Origin of the sequence: Agromyces sp. NPDC058136, assembly GCF_042884375.1 — a bacterium.
Lineage (GTDB): Bacteria > Actinomycetota > Actinomycetes > Actinomycetales > Microbacteriaceae > Agromyces.
This window is the reverse complement of record NZ_JBHVUA010000004.1, coordinates 68,086-93,469: the sequence shown is the minus strand read 5'-3', so window position 1 is coordinate 93,469 and position 25,384 is coordinate 68,086. Positions and strand designations below refer to the sequence as shown.

Annotated in this window: 26 protein-coding genes; 19 read left to right on the top strand and 7 right to left on the bottom strand. The window is 71.8% G+C overall.

Annotation, left to right across the window (positions count from 1 at the left end):
• Positions 1–256: 256 nt before the first annotated feature.
• The gene (locus ACFVTX_RS12620; protein WP_386900582.1) at positions 257–2,539 is read left to right on the top strand and encodes a polyribonucleotide nucleotidyltransferase; all 2,283 of its coding nucleotides are present in this window, start codon (positions 257–259) and stop codon (positions 2,537–2,539) included.
• Between the two features lie 183 nt (positions 2,540–2,722).
• Here ACFVTX_RS12620 and ACFVTX_RS12615 read toward each other — a convergent pair whose 3' ends face one another.
• From ACFVTX_RS12615 to ACFVTX_RS12600, 4 genes are all read right to left on the bottom strand, one after another.
• Complete coding sequence (locus tag ACFVTX_RS12615; RefSeq protein WP_386900581.1) at positions 2,723–2,944, bottom strand: hypothetical protein; 222 nt, start codon at positions 2,942–2,944, stop codon at positions 2,723–2,725.
• Entirely contained in the window at positions 2,941–3,600 is a 660-nt protein-coding gene (locus ACFVTX_RS12610) for an ArsR/SmtB family transcription factor (RefSeq protein ID WP_386900579.1), read from the bottom strand. The genes ACFVTX_RS12615 and ACFVTX_RS12610 overlap by 4 nt, the downstream gene beginning before the upstream one ends.
• Positions 3,601–3,666: 66 nt before the next feature.
• Positions 3,667–4,515, bottom strand: a complete 849-nt coding sequence (locus tag ACFVTX_RS12605) for a RimK family alpha-L-glutamate ligase (RefSeq protein WP_386900577.1) — start codon at positions 4,513–4,515, stop codon at positions 3,667–3,669.
• Between the two features lie 51 nt (positions 4,516–4,566).
• Complete coding sequence (locus ACFVTX_RS12600) at positions 4,567–5,025, bottom strand: Lrp/AsnC family transcriptional regulator (protein WP_386900575.1); 459 nt, start codon at positions 5,023–5,025, stop codon at positions 4,567–4,569.
• 165 nt (positions 5,026–5,190) lie between these two features.
• On the opposite strand from ACFVTX_RS12600, the gene pdhA reads away from it, so the two are divergent.
• From pdhA to ACFVTX_RS12580, 4 genes are all read left to right on the top strand, one after another.
• Positions 5,191–6,354 (top strand): pyruvate dehydrogenase (acetyl-transferring) E1 component subunit alpha, encoded by a 1,164-nt coding sequence (pdhA, locus tag ACFVTX_RS12595; protein WP_386900573.1) that lies wholly within the window; start codon positions 5,191–5,193, stop codon positions 6,352–6,354.
• Positions 6,351–7,361 (top strand): alpha-ketoacid dehydrogenase subunit beta, encoded by a 1,011-nt coding sequence (locus ACFVTX_RS12590; RefSeq protein WP_386900571.1) that lies wholly within the window; start codon positions 6,351–6,353, stop codon positions 7,359–7,361. The genes pdhA and ACFVTX_RS12590 overlap by 4 nt, the downstream gene beginning before the upstream one ends.
• Before the next feature lie 5 nt (positions 7,362–7,366).
• On the top strand, positions 7,367–8,788 hold the full coding sequence (locus ACFVTX_RS12585; protein ID WP_386901142.1) for a dihydrolipoamide acetyltransferase family protein: 1,422 nt from the start codon (positions 7,367–7,369) through the stop codon (positions 8,786–8,788).
• Between the two features lie 136 nt (positions 8,789–8,924).
• Complete coding sequence (locus ACFVTX_RS12580; protein WP_386900569.1) at positions 8,925–9,239, top strand: 4a-hydroxytetrahydrobiopterin dehydratase; 315 nt, start codon at positions 8,925–8,927, stop codon at positions 9,237–9,239.
• A gap of 15 nt (positions 9,240–9,254) precedes the next feature.
• Here the strand turns inward: ACFVTX_RS12580 and ACFVTX_RS12575 are convergent, their stop codons facing one another.
• Positions 9,255–9,737 (bottom strand): GNAT family N-acetyltransferase, encoded by a 483-nt coding sequence (locus ACFVTX_RS12575; protein WP_386900567.1) that lies wholly within the window; start codon positions 9,735–9,737, stop codon positions 9,255–9,257.
• Positions 9,716–10,354, bottom strand: coding sequence for a TetR/AcrR family transcriptional regulator (locus tag ACFVTX_RS12570; RefSeq protein ID WP_386900565.1), 639 nt, complete (start codon positions 10,352–10,354; stop codon positions 9,716–9,718). The genes ACFVTX_RS12575 and ACFVTX_RS12570 overlap by 22 nt, the downstream gene beginning before the upstream one ends.
• 119 nt (positions 10,355–10,473) lie before the next feature.
• On the opposite strand from ACFVTX_RS12570, the gene ACFVTX_RS12565 reads away from it, so the two are divergent.
• From ACFVTX_RS12565 to ACFVTX_RS12540, 6 genes are all read left to right on the top strand, one after another.
• A complete protein-coding gene (locus tag ACFVTX_RS12565; RefSeq protein WP_386900564.1) occupies positions 10,474–12,081 on the top strand; it encodes a carboxyl transferase domain-containing protein in 1,608 nt (535 codons plus the stop codon).
• 67 nt (positions 12,082–12,148) lie between these two features.
• Positions 12,149–12,478, top strand: a complete 330-nt coding sequence (locus tag ACFVTX_RS12560; protein ID WP_386900562.1) for a hypothetical protein — start codon at positions 12,149–12,151, stop codon at positions 12,476–12,478.
• Complete coding sequence (locus ACFVTX_RS12555; protein WP_386900560.1) at positions 12,475–14,043, top strand: hypothetical protein; 1,569 nt, start codon at positions 12,475–12,477, stop codon at positions 14,041–14,043. The genes ACFVTX_RS12560 and ACFVTX_RS12555 overlap by 4 nt, the downstream gene beginning before the upstream one ends.
• Positions 14,006–14,491, top strand: a complete 486-nt coding sequence (locus ACFVTX_RS12550) for a hypothetical protein (protein ID WP_386900558.1) — start codon at positions 14,006–14,008, stop codon at positions 14,489–14,491. Before ACFVTX_RS12555 ends, ACFVTX_RS12550 begins: the two co-directional genes overlap by 38 nt.
• Before the next feature lie 18 nt (positions 14,492–14,509).
• Positions 14,510–14,890 carry a YbaB/EbfC family nucleoid-associated protein gene (locus tag ACFVTX_RS12545; RefSeq protein ID WP_386900557.1) on the top strand — a complete coding sequence of 127 codons (381 nt, stop codon included), beginning with the start codon at positions 14,510–14,512 and terminating at the stop codon, positions 14,888–14,890.
• A 12-nt stretch (positions 14,891–14,902) separates the two neighbouring features.
• Positions 14,903–15,196, top strand: coding sequence for a WXG100 family type VII secretion target (locus ACFVTX_RS12540; protein ID WP_386900555.1), 294 nt, complete (start codon positions 14,903–14,905; stop codon positions 15,194–15,196).
• A gap of 42 nt (positions 15,197–15,238) precedes the next feature.
• Here ACFVTX_RS12540 and ACFVTX_RS12535 read toward each other — a convergent pair whose 3' ends face one another.
• Positions 15,239–15,964, bottom strand: a complete 726-nt coding sequence (locus ACFVTX_RS12535) for an MBL fold metallo-hydrolase (RefSeq protein WP_386900553.1) — start codon at positions 15,962–15,964, stop codon at positions 15,239–15,241.
• Between the two features lie 83 nt (positions 15,965–16,047).
• On the opposite strand from ACFVTX_RS12535, the gene ACFVTX_RS12530 reads away from it, so the two are divergent.
• The 8 genes from ACFVTX_RS12530 to ACFVTX_RS12495 all read left to right on the top strand — a co-directional run bounded on the left by ACFVTX_RS12530 (position 16,048) and on the right by ACFVTX_RS12495 (position 25,376).
• Positions 16,048–16,635 (top strand): TetR/AcrR family transcriptional regulator, encoded by a 588-nt coding sequence (locus tag ACFVTX_RS12530; RefSeq protein ID WP_386900551.1) that lies wholly within the window; start codon positions 16,048–16,050, stop codon positions 16,633–16,635.
• A 242-nt stretch (positions 16,636–16,877) separates the two neighbouring features.
• Positions 16,878–17,774 (top strand): DUF559 domain-containing protein, encoded by an 897-nt coding sequence (locus ACFVTX_RS12525; protein ID WP_386900549.1) that lies wholly within the window; start codon positions 16,878–16,880, stop codon positions 17,772–17,774.
• A 207-nt stretch (positions 17,775–17,981) separates the two neighbouring features.
• The gene (locus ACFVTX_RS12520) at positions 17,982–20,009 is read left to right on the top strand and encodes an acetyl-CoA carboxylase biotin carboxylase subunit (protein ID WP_386900547.1); all 2,028 of its coding nucleotides are present in this window, start codon (positions 17,982–17,984) and stop codon (positions 20,007–20,009) included.
• A gap of 78 nt (positions 20,010–20,087) precedes the next feature.
• Entirely contained in the window at positions 20,088–21,254 is a 1,167-nt protein-coding gene (locus ACFVTX_RS12515; protein ID WP_386900545.1) for an acyl-CoA dehydrogenase family protein, read from the top strand.
• A 51-nt stretch (positions 21,255–21,305) separates the two neighbouring features.
• Positions 21,306–21,887, top strand: a complete 582-nt coding sequence (locus ACFVTX_RS12510) for a MaoC family dehydratase (protein ID WP_386900544.1) — start codon at positions 21,306–21,308, stop codon at positions 21,885–21,887.
• Positions 21,887–22,705, top strand: coding sequence for an HpcH/HpaI aldolase/citrate lyase family protein (locus tag ACFVTX_RS12505; RefSeq protein ID WP_386900542.1), 819 nt, complete (start codon positions 21,887–21,889; stop codon positions 22,703–22,705). The genes ACFVTX_RS12510 and ACFVTX_RS12505 overlap by 1 nt, the downstream gene beginning before the upstream one ends.
• Before the next feature lie 135 nt (positions 22,706–22,840).
• Positions 22,841–23,947 carry an aldo/keto reductase gene (locus ACFVTX_RS12500; RefSeq protein WP_386900540.1) on the top strand — a complete coding sequence of 369 codons (1,107 nt, stop codon included), beginning with the start codon at positions 22,841–22,843 and terminating at the stop codon, positions 23,945–23,947.
• 43 nt (positions 23,948–23,990) lie between these two features.
• Entirely contained in the window at positions 23,991–25,376 is a 1,386-nt protein-coding gene (locus ACFVTX_RS12495; protein WP_386900538.1) for a M16 family metallopeptidase, read from the top strand.
• Positions 25,377–25,384: the final 8 nt, after the last annotated feature.

The following is a 25,384-nucleotide window of genomic DNA, read 5'->3' as shown; positions in this document are numbered from 1 at the left end:
CGCGACATCCGCTGTTCAGAGGCCGGAAACCGCCCCTCTGCTAGCATTGATGCGGTTGCCCGTGCATTCTGTGCGGGTGATCTCTGGAGCAGGCCGGCAGGAAGCTGGTCCCCTGTGGTGGATCACCGACTCGATCGGTGGACTTCTACTGGTGGCCAGCGTGAACGCAAGCTCTTGCGATTCGTAATGCCTGTTCCTGCTCCTTCGTAGGAGTCGCGCCCATACGGGGTGCGACGTTAAACAAAGGAGAGGCCTCTTGGAAGGTCCTGAAATCACGTTCGCCGAGACCGTCATCGACAACGGCAAGTTCGGCACGCGTACCATCCGCTTCGAGACCGGCCGCCTCGCGCAGCAGGCGCAGGGCTCGGCGGTCGCCTACATCGACGAAGAGACGATGCTGCTGTCGGCGACCTCCGTCTCGAAGCAGCCGAAGGAGCACTTCGACTTCTTCCCGCTGACGATCGACGTCGAAGAGCGCATGTACGCCGCGGGTCGCATCCCGGGCTCGTTCTTCCGTCGCGAGGGCCGCCCCTCGACCGAGGCGATCCTCACCTGCCGTCTCATCGACCGCCCCCTGCGCCCCTCGTTCGTCGAGGGCCTCCGCAACGAGGTGCAGGTCGTCGTCACCGTGCTCGCGATCGAGCCCGACGAGCTCTACGACGTGCTCGCGATCAACGCGGCCTCGCTCTCGACCCAGCTCTCGGGCCTCCCGTTCTCGGGCCCCGTCGCCGGTGTCCGCGTCGCCCTCATCGACGGCCAGTGGGTCGCCTTCCCGAAGCACTCGCAGCTCGAGGACGCCGTGTTCAGCATGGTCGTCGCCGGTCGCGTCGTGACCGAGGCCGACGGCTCGCAGGACGTCGCGATCATGATGATCGAGGCCGAGGCGACCGACAACGCGTGGAACCTCATCCAGGGCGGCGCCGTCAAGCCGAACGAAGAGGTCATCGCGCAGGGCATCGAGTCGTCGAAGCCCTTCATCAAGCAGCTCGTCGAGGCGCAGGTCCAGGTCGCGAAGACCGCCGCGAAGCCCGTCGCCGACTACCCGACGTTCCCGCCGTACCAGGCCGAGGTCAAGGAGGCCGTCGAGGCCTTCGCCGCCGCCGAGCTCAAGGACGTCTACCAGATCGCCGGCAAGGTCGAGCGCCAGGACGCCGACGACGCGCTCAAGGCGCGCACCAAGGAGCACATCGCGGCCAAGGTCGACGCGGGCGAGCTGCCCGAGTCGGCCAACGCCGAGGTGTCGGCCGCGTACAAGTCGGTCACCAAGAAGGTCATGCGCACGCGCGTCCTCGAGGAGGGCGTCCGCATCGACGGCCGCGGCCTCGCCGACATCCGTCCGCTCGACGCCGAGGTGCAGGTCGTGCCCCGCGTGCACGGTTCGGCCATCTTCCAGCGCGGCGAGACCCAGATCCTGGGCATCACCACGCTGAACATGCTGAAGCTCGAGCAGCAGATCGACTCGCTGAGCCCGGTCACCAAGAAGCGCTACATGCACAACTACAACTTCCCGCCCTACTCGACCGGTGAGACCGGTCGCGTCGGGTCGCCGAAGCGTCGCGAGATCGGGCACGGCGCACTCGCCGAGCGCGCCCTCGTGCCGGTGCTGCCCACGCGCGAGGAGTTCCCCTACGCGATCCGTCAGGTCTCCGAGGCGCTCGGCTCGAACGGCTCGACCTCGATGGGTTCGGTCTGCGCCTCGACGCTGTCGCTCCTCAACGCGGGTGTGCCGCTGCGCGCCCCCGTCGCGGGTATCGCGATGGGCCTCATCTCCGACACTGTGAACGGCGAGACCCGCTACGCGGCGCTCACCGACATCCTCGGCGCCGAAGACGCCCTCGGCGACATGGACTTCAAGGTCGCGGGCACTTCCGAGTTCGTCACTGCGATCCAGCTCGACACGAAGCTCGACGGCATCCCCGCCTCGGTCCTCGCCGGCGCGCTGACGCAGGCGAAGGACGCCCGCACGACGATCCTCGCCGTGCTCAACGCCGCGATCGACGCGCCCGACGAGATGGCGCCCACCGCGCCTCGCGTCATCAGCGTGCAGATCCCCGTCGACAAGATCGGCGAGCTGATCGGCCCCAAGGGCAAGACGATCAACGCGATCCAGGACGAGACCGGCGCCGACATCTCCATCGAGGAGGACGGCACCGTCTACATCGGCGCCGTCGACGGCCCGTCGGCCGAGGCCGCCCGCGCCCAGGTCAACGCGATCGCCAACCCGACGAACCCCGAGGTCGGCGAGCAGTTCCTCGGCACCGTCGTGAAGATCGCCGCGTTCGGCGCCTTCGTCTCGCTGCTGCCCGGCAAGGACGGCCTCCTCCACATCTCGGAGGTGCGCAAGCTCGCCGGCGGCAAGCGCGTCGAGAACGTCGAAGACGTGCTCGGCGTCGGCCAGAAGATCCTCGTCGAGATCACGAAGATCGACGACCGCGGCAAGCTCTCGCTCGCCCCGGTCCTGCAGGAGGACGCGGACTCCGAGGGTCGCGGCGCGACCGGTGAGCACGCCGAGGCTCCCGCTGAGGGCGCCGACGACTGATCGTCCCCTTCGCAACGACGGATGCCCCGCCCGAGTCTCTCGGGCGGGGCATCCGTCGTTCTGCCCGGTACCTGGCCCGCCGCGACTTCGGGGACCACCACGCTTTCGGATCGATCTGGCGGCATCGCTCCGAATCAGTGGCGATCCCCGAAGTCGCGGTGCGGACGGGACCTCGGTCCGGGCTCAGAGCAGGCGGGTGTTCGCCCGGCCGAGCAGCGCGTCGCGCTCGGCGAGCGCCTGACGGGCGGCGGCTCGCGCCTCCACCCGGCCGAGCTGGCGGTCGCGGTCGTTGCGGCGGCTCGCGAGCCTCAGCCCCCAGCCCGCGAGGCCGAGGCCGCCGCGCACCGCGAGGGCGGCGAGCGGGCCGGCGCCGGGGGAGAGGGGTGAGAGGGTGGCGTTCGTCATGATCGCTCCTTCGAAGTCGTGTCCTCGGTGACCTGCCCGCGCACGAGCGGGAAGGCGTTGAGGTGGATCTGCACCGGGCGCGAGCCCGGCGACGGGGTGTGCTTGTAGAGCGCGCCGTATTTCTGGAAGACCACGTCGATGTCGGCGACGAGCGCGTGGAGTTGCTCGGGGGTCAGACGGAGGTTGACGGTGTCGCTCGTCGCGACGTCGAGCCACTCCGGTCCGAACACCTGGTCGCCTTCACGCAGGAAGTCGCGGGCGTTCTGCTCGCGCGCGCGGAACCACTCGTCCTCCACCAGCTTCGCCGCGAGTCGCTCGGCGCTGCCTGGCGGCAGCGTGCGGACATCGGGCACGGCGACCGAGCCGGGCACCCGCTCCCACCAGCGCTCGCGGCCCTTGCCGCGCGAGGTGTTCTCGCGCACGAGGCCGGATCGTTCGAGCTCGCGCAGGTGATAGCTCATCGAGCCGCTCGACTCGCCGAGCCGCTCGGCGAGCCCGCTGGCGGTGAGCGGCCCGTACGCGGAGAGCTCGTCGTAGATGCTGACCCGCAGTGGGTGGGCGAGCGACTTCAGCGCTTTCGTCGACAGCACATGGTCGATGCCCGGGTGCTGGGTGCTGCTGGGCCGGTCTGTGAAGTCCTCTGGCGTCTCGGTCATGTTGCAAAGATAGCGTTGCAAAGAAGTCTTTGCAAGCATTTGTTTGCAAATGTTCCTTTGCGTGATTCAGCGGCCGGCGATGCGTGTGATCGTCGCGTCGGCGAGGCGCCGGGCGCTGCCCGGCGCGAGGTCGAGGTACAGCATCGGCTCGATGAGCTCGAGCTCCAGGATTCGGAGGCGTCCCTCGAAGCGCACCACGTCGAAGCGGGCGTAGAGCAGATCGAACGGCAGCAGCCGGCGCATCGCCTCGACCTCCGCGGCATCCGCCGGGCGGGGGTCGACGCGCCCGATCGTCCCGCCGTAGATCCCATGGGCGCGGAAGTCGCCCGGCGCCGGGCGCTTGCGAAGCACGTGGCTCGGCGCACCGCCGAGGAACACGAACGAGAACTCGCCCTCCGAGGCGATCGACTGCGCGAAGGGCTGCACCATCACCTCGGAGCCCTCGGGCAGCGCCTCGATCGCCCGGGCGAGGCCGGCGGTGGAGGTGCGCGTGACCCCGGACCCGCCGACGCCGATCGCAGGCTTCAGGACGAGCTCGTCCCACCCGGCCGCGCGGACGGCGGCGAGCACGGGTTCGGCGTCGCCCCGACCGCCGCGCACGACGGGCACGATCGGGACGCCGAGGCGGTCGAGATCGTCGAGGTAGTGCTTGTCGGCGTTCCATCGCACCGCGTCGGGCGGGTTCAGCAGAAGGCAGCCCGAACGTGCGATCGCGGCCGTCGTCGCGAGGAACGCCTCGAGATGGTCGACGTAGTCCCAGGTGCTGCGCAGCACGGCGGCGTCGAACCGGCTCCAGTCGACCGCCGGATCGTTCCACGCGACCGCCTCGGCGTCGACCCGCTGCTCTCGGAGCGCTTCGAGCAGGCGGCGATCGTCGGCGAAGAGCGCCTCGACATCGGGGATCGGCCAGGTCACGAAGCTCGGGAGCCTCGCGCACCGCACCACCGCCACGCGCATCGTCGGACCTCAGCGCTCGAGCAAGGGCCCCAGGCGATAGGGGATCAGCTCGCCCATCGCGAGCGAGGTCTCGGTCCGTTCCACCCCGTCGATCGCGAGGATCACCCCGTCGATGCGGAAGAGGTCGTGCGCGTCGCGGCAGACCACGCGCACGAGCAGGTCGATCGAGCCCGAGAGTCCGTGGGCCTGGATCACCTCGGGGATCTCGGCGATCCGGTCGACCACCTCGCCGAGCAGCTTCTGCCGCACGTGCACCGAGACGAACGCCTCCAGCGGGTAGCCGAGCGGGGCCGGGTCGATGCTGCGTTCGAACGAGAGGAAGGCGCCGGATGTCTCGAGCCGCGCCATCCTCGCCTGCACCGTGTTGCGCGACAGGCCGAGACGATCGGCCAGGGCGACCACCGTCGCGCGGGGGTCGGGGGAGAGGGCCGCGAGCAGGGCTCGGTCGACGGCGTCGTAACCGGTCATAGTGCCAGACGATAGCACCGTGCGACGCCGGGTGTCTTGGCAACATGCTCAATGCGATCGAGGATGCTTGAGCTGTGTGACCGATCGACGTACGCTCGCGGTATCCGGCAGAGTCGCCGGTGCGGGCAGCCCACGAAGCACGCCCGCCGAGAGCGAGGATCGACGATGACCCCATCCGACCGAGACGCCACCGGCCTTCTCACACGCCCCGACCCGTTCGTGCAGCTCATCACGCCGACGGGCGATCGGGTGCGTAACGCCGAGTACGACCCGTGGGTCGCCGACGTCGGCCTCGACGTGCTCGGCCGGCTGTACCGCGACATGGTCGTGGTGCGCCGCATCGACGCCGAGGCCACCGCGCTGCAGCGCCAGGGCGAGCTCGGCCTGTGGCCGCCGCTCCACGGCCAGGAGGCGGCGCAGATCGGTTCGGCGCATGCGCTCCGCGACGACGACTTCGTGTTCTCGAGCTACCGCGAGCACGCGCTCGCCTGGCACCGGAAGGTCGCTCCCGCCGAACTCCTGAGCGTCTGGCGCGGCACCGCCTCGTCGGGCTGGAACCCGTACGAGCACAACATGGCCGTGCCGCAGATCATCATCGGCGCGCAGGCGCTGCACGCCACGGGCTACGCGATGGGCCTGCGCTGGGAGGGCTCCGACGCAGCCTCGATCGCCTACTTCGGCGACGGCGCGACGAGCGAGGGCGATGTCAACGAGGCCCTCGTGTTCGCCTCGAGCTTCGACGCGCCCGTCGTGTTCTTCTGCCAGAACAACCAGTGGGCGATCTCCGAGCCCGTCGGCCTGCAGTCGAAGCAGCCGATCGCCCGCCGCGCCGACGGCTTCGGCATGCCGGGCATCCGCGTCGACGGCAACGACGTGCTCGCCGTGCTCGCCGCGACCCGGTTCGCCCTCGACCGCGCCCGCCGCGGCGACGGCCCGAGCTTCATCGAGGCGGTCACCTACCGGCTCGGCCCGCACACGACCGCCGACGATCCGAAGCGGTACCGCGACGACGCCGAGCTTGCCGAATGGCGCGAGCGCGACCCGATCTCGCGGGTGCTCGCCTACCTCGAGGGCTCGGGCGTCGACGTCGCGGGCCTCGAGCGCGAGGCGACCGCCGAGGCCGACCGCGTCGCCGCCGAGCTCCGCGCCGCGATCACGACCCTCGCCGATCCCGAGCCGCTCACCGTGTTCGACCACGTGTACGCCGAACCGAACAGTCACATCGAGCGCCAGCGCGACCACTACGCCCGGTACCTCGCGATGTTCGACGCGCCCGCGGCATCCGGCCCCGACGCATCCGCCCCCGCGACCGAAGGAGGCGCGCGATGACGCAGCTCACCCTCGCGAAGTCCCTCAACGCGGCGCTGCGCCGCGCCCTCGCCGACGACGAGAAGGTCGTGCTCATGGGCGAGGACATCGGCACCCTCGGCGGCGTGTTCCGCGTCACCGACGGACTCAAGGCCGAGTTCGGCGGGCACCGCGTCGTCGACTCGCCGCTGTCGGAGGCCGGCATCATCGGCACCGCCGTCGGGCTCGCGTACCGCGGGTTCCGGCCGGTCGTCGAGATTCAGTTCGACGGATTCATCTACCCGGGCTTCGACCAGATCGTCGCGCAGGTCGCGAAGCTGCACTACCGCTCGCGCGGCACCGTGAAGATGCCGATCACGATCCGGGTGCCGTTCGGCGGCGGCATCGGCGCGGCCGAGCACCACTCCGAGTCGCCCGAGGCGTACTTCGCGCACACGGCTGGCCTCCGGGTCGTCGCCTGCTCGAATCCGGCCGACGCGTACGTCATGCTGCGGCAGGCGATCGCGAGCGACGACCCCGTGCTGTTCTTCGAGCCGAAGCGCCGCTATCACGTCAAGGGCGAGGTCGACGAGACGGCGAGCCTCGCCGACGCGCCGCCGATGGGCGTCGCTGCGACGCTCGCGCGCGGCACCGACGTCACGCTCGTCACCTACGGCGCGCTCGTGCAGACGGCGAAGGATGCCGCGACCGCCGCCGCGGAGGAGGGCGTGTCGATCGAGGTCATCGACCTGCGCTCGCTCGCACCGATCGACTACGCGCCCATCGAGGCCTCGGTGCGGCGCACCGGGCGCCTCGTCATCGCGCACGAGGCGGGGCAGCAGGGCGGCATGGGCGCCGAGCTCGCCGCGTCGATCACCGAGCGCTGCTTCGAGTTCCTCGAGGCGGCGCCCGTGCGGGTCACCGGGCACGACATCCCGTACCCGCCGGCGAAGCTCGAACGGCACCACCTGCCCGATCTCGACCGCATCCTCGACGGGGTCGATCGCGCGCTCGGCCGCCCGAACTCGCTGAGCGGGGTGGAGGCGTGAGCACGATGATCCGCGACTTCCCGCTGCCCGACCTCGGCGAGGGGCTCACCGAGTCCGAGATCGTCGCCTGGCGCGTCGCCGTCGGCGATCGCGTCGAACTCAACCAGATCGTCGCCGACATCGAGACGGCGAAGGCCGTCGTCGAGCTGCCCTCGCCGTACGCGGGCGTCATCACGGCGCTGCACGCCGCCGAGGGCGAGACGATCGACGTCGGCGCGCCGCTCTTCTCCTGCGACACGGGCGAGCCGTCGGGTGAGCCGTCGGGCGCGTCGGATGCCACGGGGCAGGCGCCCGCCGCGGCTGCCGCGCCCGCCGCAACAGGCGAGGCCGCCGTGCAGTCCGATGCCGCACCGGAGCCGAACCTCGTGGGCTACGGCGCGCGCGACGAGGGCGGGCCGAAGCGGCGCGCCCGCAGCGTCGCGGCGCCGGCCGCCGCGGCCGCTCCGGTCGCTCCTGCTCCGGTCGCGCTGGAGCACGATCCGGCCGACGCCGCGGGTCTCGCCGAGCGCCCGCGTTCGACGCCGCCTGTGCGCAAGCTCGCCCGCGACCTCGGCCTCGACCTCGCGCTGATCGCGGGCACGGGCCCGCGCGGCCTCATCACGCGCGACGACGTCGAGCACGCGGCATCCGCGACGGGTCTGAAGCCGGCGTCGCCGGCCGAGCCTGCCGGGCCCACCGGCCTCGCCGCCGCGCCCGAACCGCTGGCGACGGCCCCCGCTTCGCGCCCGGCCGAGACCCGCATCCCGATCAAGGGCGTGCGCAAGCACACCGCCGCGGCGATGGTGCGGAGCGCATTCACGGCGCCGCACGTGACCGAGTTCCTCACGGTCGACGTGACCGAGACGATGGACCTCGTGCGCAGCCTCCGCGAGGACCGCGCGCTCGCCGCCCACCGGGTGACCCCGCTCGCCGTCGTCGCGAAGGCGCTCTGTCTCGCCGCCCGCCGCACGCCCGAGGTCAACGCCCGCTGGGACGAGGACGCGCAGGAGATCGTGCACTACGCCGGGGTGAACCTCGGCATCGCCGCCGCCACCGAACGCGGACTCGTGGTCCCGAACATCCCCGGCGCCGACGCGATGACGCTGCTCGAGCTCGCCGACGCGATCACCGCGCTCGCCGAGACCGCACGGGCCGGGCGCACGAGCCCGGCGTCGCTGTCGGGCGGCACGATCTCGATCACGAACATCGGCGTCTTCGGCATCGACGCGGGCACGCCGATCCTGAACCCGGGGGAGGCGGCGATCCTCGCGATGGGCGCCGTGCGGCGCCAGCCCTGGGAGTACCGCGGCGAGATCGCGCTCCGAGAGTTGATGACGCTGAGCCTCTCGTTCGACCACCGCCTGGTCGACGGCCAGCAGGGCTCGCGCTTCCTCGCCGACATCGGCGCCGTGCTCCGCGAGCCGGGGCGCGCCCTCACCATGATGTGATCGCGCGTCGCGAGTCGCCGAGACGTGTGCTTCATCCGTTCACGGACGGCACTGCTCGGCGACTCGCGAGCCGGGGAGCCCGACGACCGGCCCGGCCGGGCTATCGGCCCGGCGCCGCTCGGAGGATGATGGCGGTATGGGCGATCCGCGGCGCATCCTCACCCCGGCCGAGACGGCAGACGAGCTCACCGGCACGGCGTTCGTGCACACCGGCGACCGACTCGACGCGGCGTACCGCACCGCCGACTTCGCCGCCGCCGTGCGCCTGCTCGACGCCGTCGCGATCGAGGCCGAAGCCGCGGGGCACCACCCCGACGTGCAGCTCGGGTGGGGGCGCATCGCCTTCGAGCTCAGCTCGCACGACGTCGGCGGGGTGACCTCGCGCGACCTCGCGCTCGCGCGGCGCATCGACGCACTCGCCGACGAGCACGGCGCCCGCCCCGGCAACTGAGCCCAGGCGCCCGGCTCAGGCGAGCCGGTACACCCGCTCCTCGACGTCGGCCTCGCGGGCGTTCGCGAACCCGGTCTCGGTGCCGATGTGCTCGAAGCCGAGCTTCTCGAGCACGGCGATCGAGCCGGCGTTGTCGGCGGCGACGCGGGCGCGCACCGGGTGCTCGTCGAGCGCATCGAGGAAGAGCCGCATCGCGCGCGTCGCGATCCCGCGGCGCCAGTGCGCGCGGTCGATCCAGTAGGTGATCTCGGCGGTGCCGTCGTTGAACCAGCGGGCGACGCTGCCCACCACCTCGCCGTCGGCGCGCACGGTGCGGGCGTCGACGCCCGGGTCGCCGAGGAGCCTGCGCCAGTGGGCGTCGAACGCGGCCCGGTCGCTCGGGTCGGGCGGCGTGAACGCCGCCATGCGGACCGCAACCGGGTCCTGCTCGATCAGGAACAGTGCATCGAGATCGCCGTCGCGGGTCGCGCGCAGCGTCACGACATGAGGCTCGCCCATGCCATTTCCTCCAGGATGCCGCGGACGGTGCCGTCGGCCGGTCGGCGCCCGGGGATGCGGGCGCTGTGCGGTGTGGAGTTCAGGAGGCCGAAGGCGGCGTGTGCCCTGACCCTGAGCTCCGTCTCGGCCCGATCGGGCCGGAGTCGTGCGAGCACGTCGACCCAGAGTTCGACGTAGCGGCGTTGGAGGAGGCGCACCTCGTGGCGGGGTGCGGTGTCGAGCTGTTCGAGTTCGCGGTCCTGCACGAGGATGACGTCGGCGTCGCCGAGGGCGAAGTCGACGTGGTGCGCGATGAGGGCGCGCAGCGAGATCTCGGGTTCGGATGCCTCGTGGAGCACCCGTTCGGCGCCGTCGAGCAGTGCCCGGCTCGCGCCTTCGAGGATCGCGGCGAGCACCGCGGCCTTGCCGGGGAAGTGCCGGTAGACGGCCGGCCCCGAGACGCCGACCGCGGTGCCGAGGTCTTCGATGGTGACGCCCGCGTAGCCGCGTTCGGCGAAGAGCGTCGCGGCGGCGGTGAGGATCGCGGCGCGACGGTCGGCCTTCTGGCGCCCGCGCTCGGTGAGCGCGGCGGGTGCCGGTACCGGGGTCGGTGCGGGGACTGCGGGGCTGCTTGCCATCTCGGTTAACGCTCGCTAACATCGGGAATCGAGTTAGTGCACACTAACCGAAATCAGGTGCCCGCGGCAAGGGGGCGCACCGTCGAGGACGACGGACCGAGCGAGACGGGCGGAGCGCCATGGGCATCCTGCACACGCACATCGACCCCGACGGCGAGACGGGGCGCGCGAACGCCGCCGCGCACGCCGCACTGGCGGGTGAGCTGCGCGAGCGGCTCGCCGCGGCCGCGCTCGGCGGGCCGGAGGCATCCAGGGACCGTCATGTCGCGCGCGGCAAACTGCTGCCCCGCGACCGCGTCGACCGCCTGCTCGACGAGGGCAGCCCCTTCCTCGAGGTGGCGCCGCTCGCCGCCGACGGCCTCTACGGCGGCGACTCGCCCGGCGCCGGCATCATCACCGGTGTGGGGCTCGTGCACGGCCGGCCGGTCATGGTCGTCTGCAACGACGCCACGGTGAAGGGCGGCACCTACTACCCGATGACGGTCAAGAAGCACTTGCGCGCGCAGGAGGTCGCGAAGGAGCAGCGCCTGCCGTGCGTCTACCTCGTCGACTCGGGCGGGGCGTTCCTGCCACTGCAGGACGAGGTGTTCCCCGACCGCGAGCACTTCGGCCGCATCTTCTACAACCAGGCGCAGCTCTCGTCGCTCCGCATCCCGCAGCTCGCGGCCGTGCTCGGCTCGTGCACCGCGGGCGGCGCCTACGTGCCGGCGATGAGCGACGAGACCGTGATCGTGCGGAACCAGGGCACCATCTTCCTCGGCGGGCCGCCGCTCGTGAAGGCCGCGATCGGCGAGGTCGTCACGCCCGAGGAGCTCGGCGGCGGCGAACTGCACGCCCGAACCTCGGGCGTCGTCGACCACCTCGCCGAGAACGACGAGCACGCCCTCGAACTCGTGCGCGACATGGTCGCGACGCTGCCCGGGCAGGCGCCGCGCGCCTGGGAGGTGCGGGAGCCCCGCGACCCCGCCGTCGACCCCGCCGGCCTCACCGCCGCCGTCCCGGTCGACGTGCAGCAGCCGTACGACGTGCGCGAGGTCATCGCCCGGCTCGTCGACGGCAGCGAGTTCGCCGAGTTCAAGCCCGACTACGGCGACACGCTCGTCACAGGTTTCGCCCACCTCGACGGGCACCCGATCGGCATCGTCGCGAACAACGGGGTGCTGTTCAGCGAGTCGGCCATGAAGGGCGCCCACTTCATCGAACTGTGCGACCAGCGAGGCATCCCGCTCGTGTTCCTCCAGAACATCTCGGGCTTCATGGTGGGCCGCGACGCCGAGGCGGGCGGCATCGCCAAGCACGGCGCGAAGATGGTCACCGCGGTCGCGACGACCCGGGTGCCGAAGTTCACCGTCGTCGTCGGCGGCTCCTTCGGCGCCGGCAACTACTCGATGTGCGGTCGCGCGTACTCGCCCCGGTTCCTCTGGATGTGGCCGAACGCGCGCATCTCGGTCATGGGCGGCGAGCAGGCCGCGTCGGTGCTCGCGACGGTCAAGCGCGACCAGCTCGCGGTGAGCGGCGAGACCTGGTCGGATGACGCGGAGCAGGCGTTCAAGGCGCCGATCCGCGCGCAGTACGACGACCAGGGCAGCCCGTACCACTCGACGGCCCGGCTCTGGGACGACGGGATCATCGAACCGGGGGACACCCGCACGGTGCTCGCCCTCGCGCTCGAGCTCGCGAGCCGCACGCCGCTGCCCGAGCCGCGCTTCGGGTTGTTCCGCATGTGAGCGTCTGTGGAGAACGGTCATCGGGGGACGGGGATCCCTGCTAGTTTTTCCCCCGGGAAGGGGGACGATGTCTGAATCAGCGGCGAACACCATCACCATCGACGATGAGGTGCTGGCGAACCAGGTGCGGGTGCTCGAGGGGGTGGCCTCGCGGATCAAGGGCCTCACCGGCCCCGCCGCGACGACGCTCGGCTCGACGTCGTTCGGCGTGATCAACTCGTACCTCGTGGGGCCGATCAACCACTGGGCCGCACGGTCGGGCGAGTGCGTCGAGACCGCAGGCGAGTTCACCACCCGCATGGCCGGCGGCGTCGACGACGCGCGCCGTCTCTTCGCCGAGTGCGAGGAGAACGCCATCGCGCTGCTGAAGAAGCTCGACCTCGGGGGCGAGCAGTGAGCCTCGCGGTCGCCGCGCCGATCCGGAGCGGCGAGTGGTGCGGCTCTGCGCCCCGCAGCGGGCACGACGCGTGCGGCTCCATCCCCGGCATCGCCGGCTGGGCCCTCGAGTACATCCAGCCCCTCCGCGAGTGGTTCGACGACCTGCTCGGCGATCCCGCCGAGGTCGCGGGCGCCGCGGCGAAGTGGGGCGACGTCGAGACCGCGCTCCGCGAGGTCGCCGTCGACCTCGAACGAGCCGAGCGCGAACTCGCTCCGCTCGAGGGGCGCACGATCCGCCTGCTCGAACGGCGCTACGCCGATCTCGTGCCCGTCGCGAACGACGCGGCCGAGTGGTCGGGCGCGGTCGCCGCCGGGGTGCGGCTCGCCTCGAGCGTGGTCGTCGCCGTGCGTTCGTTCATCTGCGACTTCCTCACCCAGCTCGGCCGCTTGGTCGACGCGCTGTTCGGCTTCACGCTCAACCCCTTCGACAAGATCGACCAGCTGAAAGAGCTCGCCGACGCGGCGGGCGAGCTGATCGAATCGGGCGGCCGGCTCGTGCAGCAGATGTTCGACGCCTTCTCGCGGCTCATCGAGCTCATCGGTGCGCTCGGCCCGGTCATCGACGAGGCCCTCACGAAGCTGCGCGAGGGGATCGCCGACATGCTGCCCGCGATCGGGTTCGGGCTCGGCGCGGGGCTCGCGAGCGGTCTGGGTCCGTTCGGCCCGCTGCTCGGCGGACTGCTCGGCACCACCCTCTTCGGTGCGGGCGCCGACATGCTGAAGGACGGCGCGGACGTCGAGCGGTACGACGGCGATGCGTTGAAAGCGGCGTACGCGGCGAATCCCGACGACGAAGCACTCGAGAAGAAAGTCGCTGCTTGGGACGAGGCGCACGGCGTCAGGACGCTCAGGAACCTCGGGGACCTCGTCGACGTGAACGGCACGACCGACGGGATGGGCGGCGCCGACTCGACCGCGATCGATGTCAAGCTCGTCCGGGCACCCGACGGAACCGAGCACTGGGTCGTGTCGCTGCCGTCGACGCAGGAGTGGCTCGACACGACCGGCACCGGTGCGATGAACGACCGCAACACGAACGTCGCCTTGATGCTGATGGAGAACCCCGCGCTGAAGACGCAGTACGAACGCGCGGTGCTGCGAGCCATGGAGGAGGCCGGCATGGCCCCCGGAGACCCGGTCGTCTTCACAGGCTTCAGCCAGGGCGGCATCATGGCGGCGAACCTCGCGAGCGATCCGAAGCTGCCCTACACGCCCATCGGCGTCGTGACCAACGGGTCGCCGATCGACACCTTCGACGTGCCGAGCCACATCCCGGTGATCTCGTTCCAGCACGCCTCCGACCCGGTGGCGAAGCTCGACCTCAACGACATGGGGGCGACGCCGCCCAATGTGCACCGCGTCGTGCTGCCCGACCCCGACGGGAACCCGCTGCCGACCGCGACGCACCACAATGGCAATTACGTCACGTCGATCGACGATCACGCCTCGGCCATCTCCGAGGAGTACGCGTGGATGGGAGGCAAGGTTGTCGACCATCAGGTCTTCATCTCCGGGCAGCGCTAAGCGGCTCACCATCCGTGTCCTTCGAGCTGCGGCCGTGGGAGCAGTCGCGCTCGGGCTCGGCGTGAGTCTCGCGGGGTGCGCGGCGCTCCTGCCCGACACCGGCAGCTACCTCGAAACGGTGCCTGAGGCGATTGAGCAGTCCGATCTCGGTGTCACTCGCGTCACGGCCAGCTCCTCGCCCGACGGCTTCGGCCGGAACGTCTATGTGGGCGTGCATCTCGATCGCGCCACCGTCACTACCGCCGAGATCGAGCAGGTCCTCGGTCTCATCGCCGGAAAGCTTGATCAGCCCGGGGCGAGCCGTGTCGAGGTGACCTTCTGGGACGGTGCGACCTCGACGATCGACTCCGAAGCGGCATGCGAGGCGATCGGATCCCCGAGCATCCGTTGCGACTACAACACGACGTCGATCGACCTCGACGACCTCAGCCGGGAGTTCGGCGGATGAACATCAGAAGGAGCACCCATGTCGACCACCGATGACGCCCTCGCCGGAGTCGAAGCCGCGCGCGCCCGGGTCGCCGGGCAGATTGCGCAGGCCGAGGCCCGCCGTGCGGGCATCCACGCCCTCGCCGACGAGATCCGCGCGCTGAGCGCGACCGTGCGCTCGAGCCGCGGCGAGGTGCAGGTCACGGCGATGCCGGGCGGGCAGGTCACCGCCGTCACCTTCAGCTCGATCGCCGAGCAACTCGACGCCGCGTCGCTGTCGGCCATCGCGACCCGCACGGTCGCCGAGGCGCAGCAGCGGGCCGCCGAACTGGCGGTCGAGCTCGCCTCCGAGAAGCTCGGAGCGGAGTCGCCGTTCGTGGCGCAGCTGCGCGGCGACGTCGCCGGATTCGGACGATAGGGGGCGGGCACGATGGAACGACTCCACGTCGAGCCCTCGGGTATGACGGCGCTCGCCGAGGTGCTCGAGAAGGCTGCGACCGGCATCTCCTCCGATCTCGATGCCCTCGCCGACGCGAGCGATCAGCTTCGTCTGGAGTGGGAGGGTGAGGCGCAGGAGGCGTTCGACGACGCCCAGACCCGGTTCCGCTTCGACGCCGAGCAGCGCCGGCTGGCGCTGGTCGCGTTGGCCGGCGCCGCCCGCAAGATCGCGAGCGACTACGGCACGACCGACCGCGAAGCATCCCTTGGGCTGGGCGGCCAGTAGCGTCAGCGCTCGGTAGCGTCGTCGGCCGGACGGCGGCGAGCCTCAGCGGTCGGATGCCGCGGTGCCCGACTCGATCGCGGCGATCAGTGCGGGCACGCCGTCGCGCCAGGGCGTGCCGTGGCCGGGGAGCACCCAGCTCGCGTCGATGCCGCCGAGCTGGTGGAGCGACGCGAGGGCCTCAGCGGGATCGTCGGTGAACGGGGCAGGCTGTGCGCCGTGCTCGCCGGTCAGCACGTGGCGGGTGGTCAGCGCATCGCCGACGAAGAGCGCGTCGACCGAGGGCGCGTGGATCGCGATGCTGCCGGGGGAGTGACCGGGCATCCCGATGACGCGCGGCGAGCCCGGAAGGTCGAGCACCTCGCCGTCGTGCACGGTCACGACCTCACGGGGGTGCTCGGTGCGGAGCCCGCCGTGCGTCGCCGCATACCAGAGGAACCCGGCCGTGGCGCCGAGACGCATCGTGCCCCACTCAGGCTTCGTCGAGACCTCGCCCCGTGCCCTGGCCGCATCGGCTTCGTGCACGTGGACTGGGACGCCGTGGTCGCGCCGCAGGCGTTCGGCGAAGCCGAGGTGGTCGGTGTCGCCGTGGGTCAGCACCACTCCGCGCACGTCGTCGACGCTGCGGCCCATGTTCGCGAGCTCAGCGAGGAGTTCGCGCCAATGACCGGCGAGGCCTGCGTCGATGACGGTCACGCCCTCGGGGGTGGCGATGAGGTAGGCGGCGACGAGGTCGTTGCCGATGCGGTGGAGTCCGTGGTCGAGTTGCATGATGGCTATGTTACGTAGCCTTCATGGCTAAATGCAATAGCCTAGAGTCGAATGGCACGTCCGACTTTGGAGAGGAACCGTCGATGCCGGCACCCGAACGCACCTCGCTCGAGGCGATCCTCGCCGCGGGCACTGAACTCCTCGAGGCCGACGGGCCCGCGGGCCTGACGATGCAGGCGGTCGCCGGGCGGGTGGGCGTGCGCGCGCCCTCGCTGTACAAGCGCGTGCGCAACCGCCGCGCACTCATCGCGCTCGTCGCCGCGTCCGCGCTCGACGAACTCGAGATGCGACTGCGCGAAGGTCGACCCGTCGCGGGCAGTGGTGGCGGCGACGAGGAGACCGTGATCGAGCCGATCGCCGAGCTCGCCCGGCTCGCTCACACGTTGCGCGCGTTCGCGCACGAGCGGCCCGCGGCGTATCGACTCGTCTTCGCGCCCGGCGAGGAGTCGGGGCTCGAGGTCGAGCGGCTGCGCGCGGCGAGCGCGCCGCTCATCGAGGTCGCCGCCGCGCTCGCGGGCCCGGATCGCGCGCTCGATGCGGCGCGCACGCTCACCGCATGGGCGACGGGCTTCATCGGAATGGAGCTCGCGGGGGCGTTCCGCCTCGGCGGTGACGTCGATCGCGCTTTCGCGTTCGGCATCGAACGGCTCGGCGCGGCGATCGCGAGCTGAACCCGCGCCGGCCGCGCCTGCGGATCCGAGGAGATCTGCGCTCTTGAGGGCCAGTGCGTGCGACGGGCACCTCGGAACAGCAGATCTCCTCGGAATCGCCACAGCTCCGGGCGGGGCGGAACGCTCCACGGGGGGAGTCCGGCGGGTGCGACTCGTCCTCAGCAGCGACGCATGGGGGCGTTGCGTCCACAGGTTCGTGTGCCGGCCGAGGCCCGGCGACGGCATCGGTCAGTCTGCATCCCATGTCCGAAGCTGCACTGCTCGTGCCCGGAGTGCCCGACGCGCCGGGACTTCCGTTCGAGACGCCGGGGCGTGCTCCCGACCCGGTCGTCGTCGCGCTCGCCAACGGCGGGGTGGTGCGAACGCGGCGGCTGGCGCATGAGGGTGTCAGTCGGCACCGTATCCAGCGGGCGGTGGCGACAGGGCGCCTCCTGCGCGTCCGCAAGGGGTGGCTCGCGGCCCCTGGCGCCGACGCCTACCTGATCGCCGCCGCTCGCGCGGGCGTCGTCGTGTCGTGCGTCACCCAGGCGAGGCGACTCGGGTTGTGGGTGCTCGACGAGGATCGGCCGCACGTCGCCGCACCCGCGCATTCGGGCTGCGTCTCGCCGCGCGGTGCGACCGTGCACTGGGCGGCGCCGCTCCTACCGAGGCACCCTGACGCGCTGGTCGACCCGATCGAGAACGTGCTGGCGCTCGTCGCGGTGTGCCAGCCGTTCGAGTCGGCCCTCGCGATCTGGGAGTCGGCGTTGCGGCAGGGTCTCGTCGAGCGGCCCGCGCTCGCTCGACTTCCGCTGTCGACCGCCGCACGGCGGGTGCTCGACACGGCCGTGCCGTTCTCCGATTCGGGACTCGAATCGTTCATCGCGCCGCGCCTGCGCTGGCTCGGCATCGCGATCGTGCCGCAGCTGTGGATCGCCGGGCACCGGGTCGACTTCCTGATCGGCGAGCGACTCGTGCTCCAGATCGACGGCGGGCACCACGTCGGGGCGCAGCGCGAATCCGACGTCGAGCACGACGCAGAGCTCGCGCTGCTCGGGTATCACGTCATCCGGGTGGGCTACACGCAGGTGGTCGACCGTTGGGAGCGTGTGCATGAACTGATCATCCGTGCGGTCGCGCAGGGGCTGCATCGTGGGTGACCACCCGATGGGTGCGGCGATTTCGAGGCGATCTGCGATTTCGAGGAGCAAGGTGCTCCGAGACGCCCTCGGAATCGCAGATCTCCTCGACGTCGGGCCGGGGCGGGCCGCGCCTGCGCTTGTGATTTCAGTTAGCGGCCACTAACATCGGATCCAGTTAGTGCGCGTTAACTGATGTGAGCGCACCTCGAGCGCAGGGAGGCGCGGATGGGCACGGGCGACGCCGTCGACGAAGCACGATCCACCCGGCCGTCGCGCCCGTTCGACCGGGTGCTCGTCGCGAACCGCGGCGAGATCGCCGTACGCGTCATCCGCACATTGCGCCGCCTCGGCATCCGCTCGATCGCCGTCTACTCCGACGCCGATGCCGACGCGCCCCACGTGCGCCTCGCCGACGAGGCCGTGCGCATCGGTCCGGCACCCGCGGCCGAGAGCTACCTCGACCCCGCCCGCATCATCGCCGCCGCCCGCGAGACGGGCGCCGAGGCGATCCACCCGGGCTACGGCTTCCTCTCCGAGCACGCCGGCTTCGCCGAGGCCTGCCGCCGGGCGGGCATCGTCTTCGTCGGCCCCGGTGTCGATGCGCTCGACGTCATGGGCGACAAGATCCGTGCGAAGCGCCACGTCGAGGCATCCGGGGTGCCGACGGTGCCCGGGGTCTCCGACCCGACGCTCGACGACACCGCGCTCGCCGCGGCCGGCGACGCCGTCGGGTATCCGCTGCTCGTGAAGCCGAGCGCCGGCGGCGGCGGCAAGGGCATGCAGATCGCCCGCGACGCCCGCGAACTGGCGGCCGCGATCCCCGCGGCCCGACGCATCGCGCTCGCCGCCTTCGGCGACGACACGCTGCTGCTCGAACGTCTCATCGAGCGGCCTCGGCACATCGAGGTGCAGGTGCTCGCCGACGAGTTCGGCGAGGTGATCCACCTCGGCGAACGCGAGTGCTCGCTGCAGCGCCGCCACCAGAAGGTGATCGAGGAGGCGCCGTCGCCGCTCCTCGACGCCGAGACCCGCGACCGCATCGGCCGGGCCGCCTGCGACGCGGCGCGCAGCGTCGACTACCGCGGCGCGGGCACGGTCGAGTTCCTGGTGTCGGATGTCTCGCCGGAGGAGTTCTTCTTCATCGAGATGAACACCCGCCTGCAGGTCGAGCACCCCGTCACCGAGCTCGTGACGGGCGTCGATCTCGTCGAGCAGCAGCTGCGCGTCGCCGCGGGCCAGCCGCTCGCACTGCGGCAGGAGGACGTTCGCCTCACGGGTCACGCGATCGAGGCGCGCCTCTACGCCGAGAGCCCCGAGCGCGGGTTCCTGCCCTCGACGGGCGAACTGCTCGAGTGGCGCGCACCGGTCGGCGAGGGCGTGCGCGTCGACGCCGGCATCCGCTCGGGGCAGCGCATCACCGCCGACTACGACCCCATGATCGCCAAGGTGATCGCCGTCGGTGCCGACCGTGCCGAGGCGCTCGCCCGGCTCGACGCGGCGCTCGCCGACACGATCGTGCTCGGTGTCGACACGAACGCGGCGTTCCTCCGTCGCCTCATCGCCGATCCCGCCGTGCAGCGCGGCGACCTCGACACCGGGCTCATCGACCGCCTGCCCGAGCCCGAGGGCGATGACGTGCCCGATGCGGTGCGAACCGCGGCCCGTGCGGTGCGCGACGCCGAAGCGGTCGAGGCGGCGCTCGTCGACGGCGCGCACGCGTGGCAGCTCGCCCGCGGATGGCGGGGCGGTCGGGCCCCGAGCGCAGGCCCGGCGCCGAGCGACGGCCCCGAGGCCGGTGCCGCAGCGGTCCCCGTCGACGCCTCCGCGACCGACGCCGACGGGGCGCTCTGGCTGCACACGCCGCTCGGCACCTGGCGGGTGCCAGCGGTCGACCGTCGAGCCGCGCTCGACGCCGAGCTCGCGCTCCTCGAACGCGGCGGTGCAGCCGACCCCGAGCTGCGCGCGCCGATGCCGGGCACCGTCACCGCGGTGCTCGTCGCCGACGGCGACCGGGTCGCCGAGGGTGACGCCGTCGTCGCGATCGAGGCGATGAAGATGGAGCACCGGGTGACCGCACCCGTGGCCGGCGTCGTGCGGCTCGCGGTCGCGCAGGGCGAGCAGGTCTCGCGAGACCAGCCGGTCGCGAGGGTCGAGCCCGATCCCGTGGCATCCGACGGCGAAGAACGCCTCGAAGAACGCGGCGAGGAACGCAGCGAAGAACGCGTCGAAGAACGCAGCGCGCCCACCCCATAGACCACCCCACCGGGGCGCACCCCACGAGGGCGCGCACCCGACCGCACTCCACCGACAACGAGGAACGAGGAGCACGACGTGAGCACCGAGCTGAGCGCCGAGGAACAGCAGCTGTACGACATGGTCTGCGAGTTCGCCGACACCGTCGTCGCACCGCAGTCGTACGAGGCCGACCGCACCCACACCCTCTCGATGGACGTCGTCGCGCAGATGGGCGAGCTCGGGCTGTTCGGCCTGCCCTTCCCCGAGGAGGTCGGCGGCCAGGGCGGCGACTACCTCGCGCTGTGCCTCGCGATCGAGGCCCTCGCTCGCGTCGACCAGTCGATCGCGATCACCCTCGAGGCCGGCGTCGGCCTCGGCGCGATGCCGATCTTCCGCCACGGCACCGAGGAGCAGAAGGCCGAGTTCCTGCCCGACCTCGTCGCGGGGCGCGCGCTCGGCGGCTTCGGCCTGACCGAGCCCGAGGCCGGCTCCGACGCGGGCGCCACCCGCACCACCGCGGTGCTCGACGGCGACGAGTGGGTCATCAACGGCTCGAAGCAGTTCATCACCAACTCGGGCACGCCGATCACGAAGTTCGTCACGGTGACCGCGGTGACCGGCGAGCGCACACGCCCCGACGGCTCGGTCACGAAGGAGCTGTCGACGATCATCGTGCCGAACGGCACCCCCGGCTTCACGGTCGCGCCCGGTTACGACAAGGCGGGCTGGCGCGCGAGCGACACCCACCCGCTCACCTTCGACGACGTGCGGGTGCCCGCAGCGAACCTGCTCGGAGTGCGGGGGCGCGGCTTCGCGAACTTCCTGCAGACGCTCGACGAGGGCCGCATCGCGATCGCGGCGCTCGCGACCGGTGCGGCGCAGGGATGCCTCGACGAGGCCATCGCCTACGCGAAGACCCGCAACGTGTTCGGCGTGCCGATCGCCTCGCACCAGTACATCGCCTTCACGATCGCCCAGATGCAGGCCCGGGTGTACACCGCGCGCCTCGCGTGGCACGATGCGGCCCGCCGCGCCGACGCCGGCCTCCCGTTCAAGAAGGAGGCGGCGATGGCCAAGCTCGTCTCGAGCGACGCCGCCATGGCGAACTCGCGCGACGCGACGCAGATCTTCGGCGGCATGGGCTTCATGAATGAGACCCTCGTCGCCCGCCACTACCGCGACTCGAAGATCCTCGAGATCGGCGAGGGCACCAACGAGGTGCAGCTCATGGTCATCGCGCGCGAACTGGGTCTCGCGGGGTAGCGTTCGAACAGGATGCCGCGGGGTGCGCCCCGCGGCGGAGGGGAGCCGCAGATGGCCGGCGATACGCACGAACCCGAAGTGCACCGCGAGGTGCTGCAGCGGGGGCTCTGGTTCGAGGAGTTCGAACCCGGCACCCGCTACCTGCACCGCCCGGGCCGCACGGTCACCGAGGCCGACAACGTGCTGTTCACGACACTGACGATGAACACGCAGTCGTTGCACCTCGACGCGGCGTGGGCCGAGACGCAGCCGTTCGGCGAGCGCCTGATGAACTCGATGTTCACGCTCGCGACGATCGTCGGCGCCTCGGTCGCGCAGCTCACGCAGGGCACGATCGTCGCGAACCTCGGGTTCACCGAGGTGGCGTTCCCGGCGCCGCTGTACCACGGCGACACGCTCTACAGCGAGACCGTCGTGGTCGGCGTGCGCGAGTCGGCCTCGCGACCGGGGCAGGGCATCGTGACGCTCCGGCACGTGGGCCGCAACCAGGACGGCGTCGAGGTGGCCAGGGCGACCCGCTCGGTGCTCATGTGGCTCCGCGAGGCGGGGGAGCGCCAGGCGCTTGCAGCCGCGGGCTCGGGCTCCGCCCGCCCTGCGTCGAGTGGGCGGCGCGCCGCCGAGGAGGAGGAGTGATGTCGGTGCATCCGGCCTTCCGCTTCGGCCCGGCCATCCTGTTCTGCCCGGCCGACCGGCCCGAGCGCTATGCGAAGGCGCTCGACCGGGCCGACGCCGTGATCCTCGACCTGGAGGACGCGGTCGCGCCCGACGCGAAGCATGCCGCGCGCCTCGCGCTCGTGTCGACCCCGCTCGACCCCGAACGGGTGATCGTCCGGGTGAACCCCGCGAGCACCGAGGCCTTCGCCGCCGATCTCGGGGCGCTCGCCGCGACCGACTACCGCACCGTGATGCTCGCGAAGTGCGAGGGGACGGCCGATCTCGTCGAGCTCGCCGAGTTCGAGGTGATCGCACTGTGCGAGACCGCCCGCGGGGTGCTGGCCGCGCCCGAGATCGCGGCGATCCCGAACGTGTCGGCGCTCATGTGGGGCGCCGAGGACCTCGTCGCCTCGCTCGGCGGCTCCTCGAGCCGCGCGGCCGACGGCGGGTACCGCGAGGTCGCCCGCCACGCGCGCTCCCGGGTGCTGCTCTCAGCCGGAGCGCACGGCATCGCCGCGATCGACGCCGTGCACCTCGACATCGCCGACCTCGACGGCCTCCGGGCCGAGGCCGAGGACGCCGCGGCGGTCGGGTTCGCCGCGACCGCGTGCATCCACCCCTCGCAGGCGGGCGTGGTGCGCGAGGCGTACCTGCCCGATGCCGAGCGGCTCGAGTGGGCGCACGCGGTGCTCGAGGCGGCTGCGGGCGAGCGCGGGGTGTTCGCGTTCCGGGGGGCGATGGTCGACGCGCCGCTCCTCGCCCAGGCGGCCGCCGTGCTGCGTCGCGCCCGCGACTGACCCCCGATCAGGGCGCGGATCCGGCCCGGCTCCAAACGATTCGATAACGGTTCGCCCGTTGTCGCGTCGTCGGTGCCGGAAACGGGGGACACCCTGCGTATTCTCGAAGCCAATTCCTGGGGAGGAGGGGCGGCGATGGCACGGCGACACAGCTACCGGCCTGGCGAGGCGAGCGCTGCGGGGGCAGCGGTGGTCGATCGCGAACGCGACGGGCTCGCGAGCGGCGAGCACGCCGAGGCATCCGACGCCCTCGTGACTGCCGAAGCGGCGCGCTCGCGGGTCGAGACGATCGCGTCGAACCCGCTCTCGGGGCCGATCGTGGTGCCCGCCCGCATCGCCGTCGGCGAGACCGGGATCACCGCGCACCCCGTGGTGCTCGGGGCGAGCACCTTCGGGTGGACCCTCGGCGCCGAGCAGGCGTTCGCCGTCCTCGACCGCTTCGTCGCCGTCGGCGGCTCGCTCATCGACACGGCCGACAGCTACGCCGCCGGCCGGAGCGAGTCGATCATCGGCATGTGGATGGACTCGCGCGGCGCCCGCGACCGGGTGCGCGTCATGACGAAGATCGGCCGCCACCCCGACATCGCCGGTCTCGCGCCCGCGCAGATCAACGCCGCCGTCGACGCCTCGCTCATGCGGCTCGGCGTCGAACGGCTCGACCTCGTGCACTTCCACGGCGAAGACCCCGAGGTTCCGCTGGAGGAGAGCCTCGGCGCGATCGACGCCCTCATCTCCGCCGGCAAGGTCGCCGCGATCGGCGCCTCCGACTTCAGCCCCGAACGGCTCATCGAGGCGCGGGTCCTCGCCGCGAACGGGCTGCCCCGCTTCCAGACCCTGACGACGCGCTACAACCTGATGGAGCGGCGGCCCTTCGAGGGGGCGCCCGAACTCGTCGCCCACGCGCAGGGCCTCGCCGTGCTGCCGTACTTCGCGCTCGCGAACGGGTTCCTCGGCGGGCAGGTGCGCCGTCGCGCCGAGGTGCGCCACGACGCGCGGGGCGCCAGGCAGGCGCGTCATCTCGGGCGGCGCGGGCATCGGGTGCTCGCGGCGCTCGATGCGGTGGCGTTCGCGCACGGGGTGCAGCCGGCCACGATCGCGCTGGCGTGGCTCCTCGCGAAGCCGACCGTCGCGGCACCCGTCGCGAGCGCGACGAAACCCGAGCAGGTCGATGCGCTCGTGAGCGCCGCGGCCGTCGAGCTCACCCGCTCCGAGCTCGTCGAGCTCGATCGCGCCTCCGCCTGAACTCGCTCGGCGTTCGACGCGCGGGTGGCATAGGCTGTTCAGGATGAACGGCGCCGTCGACCTCCCTCTCGGCCAGGCCGAGCTCTCCTTCGAGGCGACGGGCGGCTCGCGCGTGCGGCGATCGGTGCTCCCCTCGGGGGTGCGGGTGCTGAGCGAGCAGGTTCCGGGCAGTCGCAGCGTCACGATCGGCTTCTGGGTCGCGGTCGGCTCGCGCGACGAGCAGCACGCGGATGCCGCGGGGCCGGCCAGCCTCGGGTCCACCCACTTCCTCGAGCACCTCCTCTTCAAGGGCACCCCGAGCCGCACCGCGCTCGACATCGCCATCTCCTTCGACGCGGTCGGCGGCGAGCACAACGCGCTCACCGCGAAGGAGTACACCTGCTACTACGCCAAGGTGCAAGACAAAGACCTCCCGATGGCGGTGTCGGTGCTCGCCGACATGTTCACCTCCTCGCTCCTCGACCCCGGCGAGTTCGAGACCGAGCGCGGGGTGATCCTCGAGGAGCTCTCCATGGCGGGCGACGACCCCGCCGACGTGGCGAACGAGCGCTTCTTCCAGGCCGTGCTCGGCGGTCACCCGCTCGGCCGCCCGATCGGCGGCAACACCGGCACCATCGAGGCTGCGACCCGCGACGCCGTCGTGGAGCACTACCGGGCCAACTACCGGCCGCAAGACCTCGTCGTGAGCGTGGCCGGCGCGGTCGACCACGACGAACTCATCGCGCTGCTGAACGCGTCGCTCACCGCGGGCGGGTGGCGCCTCGACGAACCCGGCACGCCGGTCGAGCGGCGCGCGACCGCACCCGCGGCGCTCGCCCCGGGGCATCCGATCACCGTCGTCGAACGCCCCACCGAACAGGTGAACCTCCTGCTCGGCGCGCCCGCGCTCGTCGCGACCGACGAACGCCGCGCGACGATGAGCGTGCTCAACGCGATCTTCGGCTCGGGCATGTCGTCGCGGCTGTTCCAGCAGATCCGCGAACGCCGCGGGCTCGCGTACGCCGTCTACTCCTTCGCGCCGGCGTACTCCGACGCGGGCCTCTTCGGCATGTACGCGGGGTGCGCGCCGGCCAAGGCGGGCACCGTCGCCGAACTCATGCGCGAAGAGCTCGAACGCCTCGCGCAGGCGGGCGTCACCCCCGAAGAGCTCGCCCGCGCGGCCGGGCAGCTCGGCGGCGCCTCTGCGCTCGCCCTCGAGGACTCCGACACCCGGATGAGCCGGCTCGGGCGCTCCGAACTGACCCTCGGCGAATTCGTCGACCTCGACGAGGCGCTCCGGCGCGTCGCACGCGTCACCGCCGACGACGTGCAGGCGCTCGCGAGCGACCTCGCCGCCCAGCCGTTCTCGCTCGTCGCCGTCGGCGCGATCGAGGAGTCGGCGTTCACCGGCGCAGTCGACCAGCTCGCGCCGAGCACCGACGTCGCCTGAGCGCGACG

Bases quoted from the DNA above. Each gene is read 5' to 3' on its own strand.
- ACFVTX_RS12535 (WP_386900553.1), bottom strand. From the start codon at position 15,964: ATGCAACTCGACCACGGACTCCACCGCATCGGCAACGACCTCGTCGCC.
- ACFVTX_RS12590 (WP_386900571.1), top strand. From the start codon at position 6,351: ATGACGCAGCTCACCCTCGCGAAGTCCCTCAACGCGGCGCTGCGCCGC.
- ACFVTX_RS12575 (WP_386900567.1), bottom strand. From the start codon at position 9,737: ATGGGCGAGCCTCATGTCGTGACGCTGCGCGCGACCCGCGACGGCGAT.
- ACFVTX_RS12600 (WP_386900575.1), bottom strand. From the start codon at position 5,025: ATGACCGGTTACGACGCCGTCGACCGAGCCCTGCTCGCGGCCCTCTCC.
- ACFVTX_RS12615 (WP_386900581.1), bottom strand. From the start codon at position 2,944: ATGACGAACGCCACCCTCTCACCCCTCTCCCCCGGCGCCGGCCCGCTC.
- ACFVTX_RS12580 (WP_386900569.1), top strand. From the start codon at position 8,925: ATGGGCGATCCGCGGCGCATCCTCACCCCGGCCGAGACGGCAGACGAG.
- ACFVTX_RS12585 (WP_386901142.1), top strand. From the start codon at position 7,367: ATGATCCGCGACTTCCCGCTGCCCGACCTCGGCGAGGGGCTCACCGAG.
- ACFVTX_RS12495 (WP_386900538.1), top strand. From the start codon at position 23,991: ATGAACGGCGCCGTCGACCTCCCTCTCGGCCAGGCCGAGCTCTCCTTC.
- ACFVTX_RS12505 (WP_386900542.1), top strand. From the start codon at position 21,887: ATGTCGGTGCATCCGGCCTTCCGCTTCGGCCCGGCCATCCTGTTCTGC.
- ACFVTX_RS12565 (WP_386900564.1), top strand. From the start codon at position 10,474: ATGGGCATCCTGCACACGCACATCGACCCCGACGGCGAGACGGGGCGC.
- ACFVTX_RS12545 (WP_386900557.1), top strand. From the start codon at position 14,510: ATGTCGACCACCGATGACGCCCTCGCCGGAGTCGAAGCCGCGCGCGCC.
- ACFVTX_RS12530 (WP_386900551.1), top strand. From the start codon at position 16,048: ATGCCGGCACCCGAACGCACCTCGCTCGAGGCGATCCTCGCCGCGGGC.
- ACFVTX_RS12500 (WP_386900540.1), top strand. From the start codon at position 22,841: ATGGCACGGCGACACAGCTACCGGCCTGGCGAGGCGAGCGCTGCGGGG.
- ACFVTX_RS12510 (WP_386900544.1), top strand. From the start codon at position 21,306: ATGGCCGGCGATACGCACGAACCCGAAGTGCACCGCGAGGTGCTGCAG.
- ACFVTX_RS12560 (WP_386900562.1), top strand. From the start codon at position 12,149: ATGTCTGAATCAGCGGCGAACACCATCACCATCGACGATGAGGTGCTG.
- ACFVTX_RS12540 (WP_386900555.1), top strand. From the start codon at position 14,903: ATGGAACGACTCCACGTCGAGCCCTCGGGTATGACGGCGCTCGCCGAG.
- ACFVTX_RS12610 (WP_386900579.1), bottom strand. From the start codon at position 3,600: ATGACCGAGACGCCAGAGGACTTCACAGACCGGCCCAGCAGCACCCAG.
- ACFVTX_RS12525 (WP_386900549.1), top strand. From the start codon at position 16,878: ATGTCCGAAGCTGCACTGCTCGTGCCCGGAGTGCCCGACGCGCCGGGA.
- ACFVTX_RS12570 (WP_386900565.1), bottom strand. From the start codon at position 10,354: ATGGCAAGCAGCCCCGCAGTCCCCGCACCGACCCCGGTACCGGCACCC.
- pdhA (WP_386900573.1), top strand. From the start codon at position 5,191: ATGACCCCATCCGACCGAGACGCCACCGGCCTTCTCACACGCCCCGAC.
- ACFVTX_RS12520 (WP_386900547.1), top strand. From the start codon at position 17,982: ATGGGCACGGGCGACGCCGTCGACGAAGCACGATCCACCCGGCCGTCG.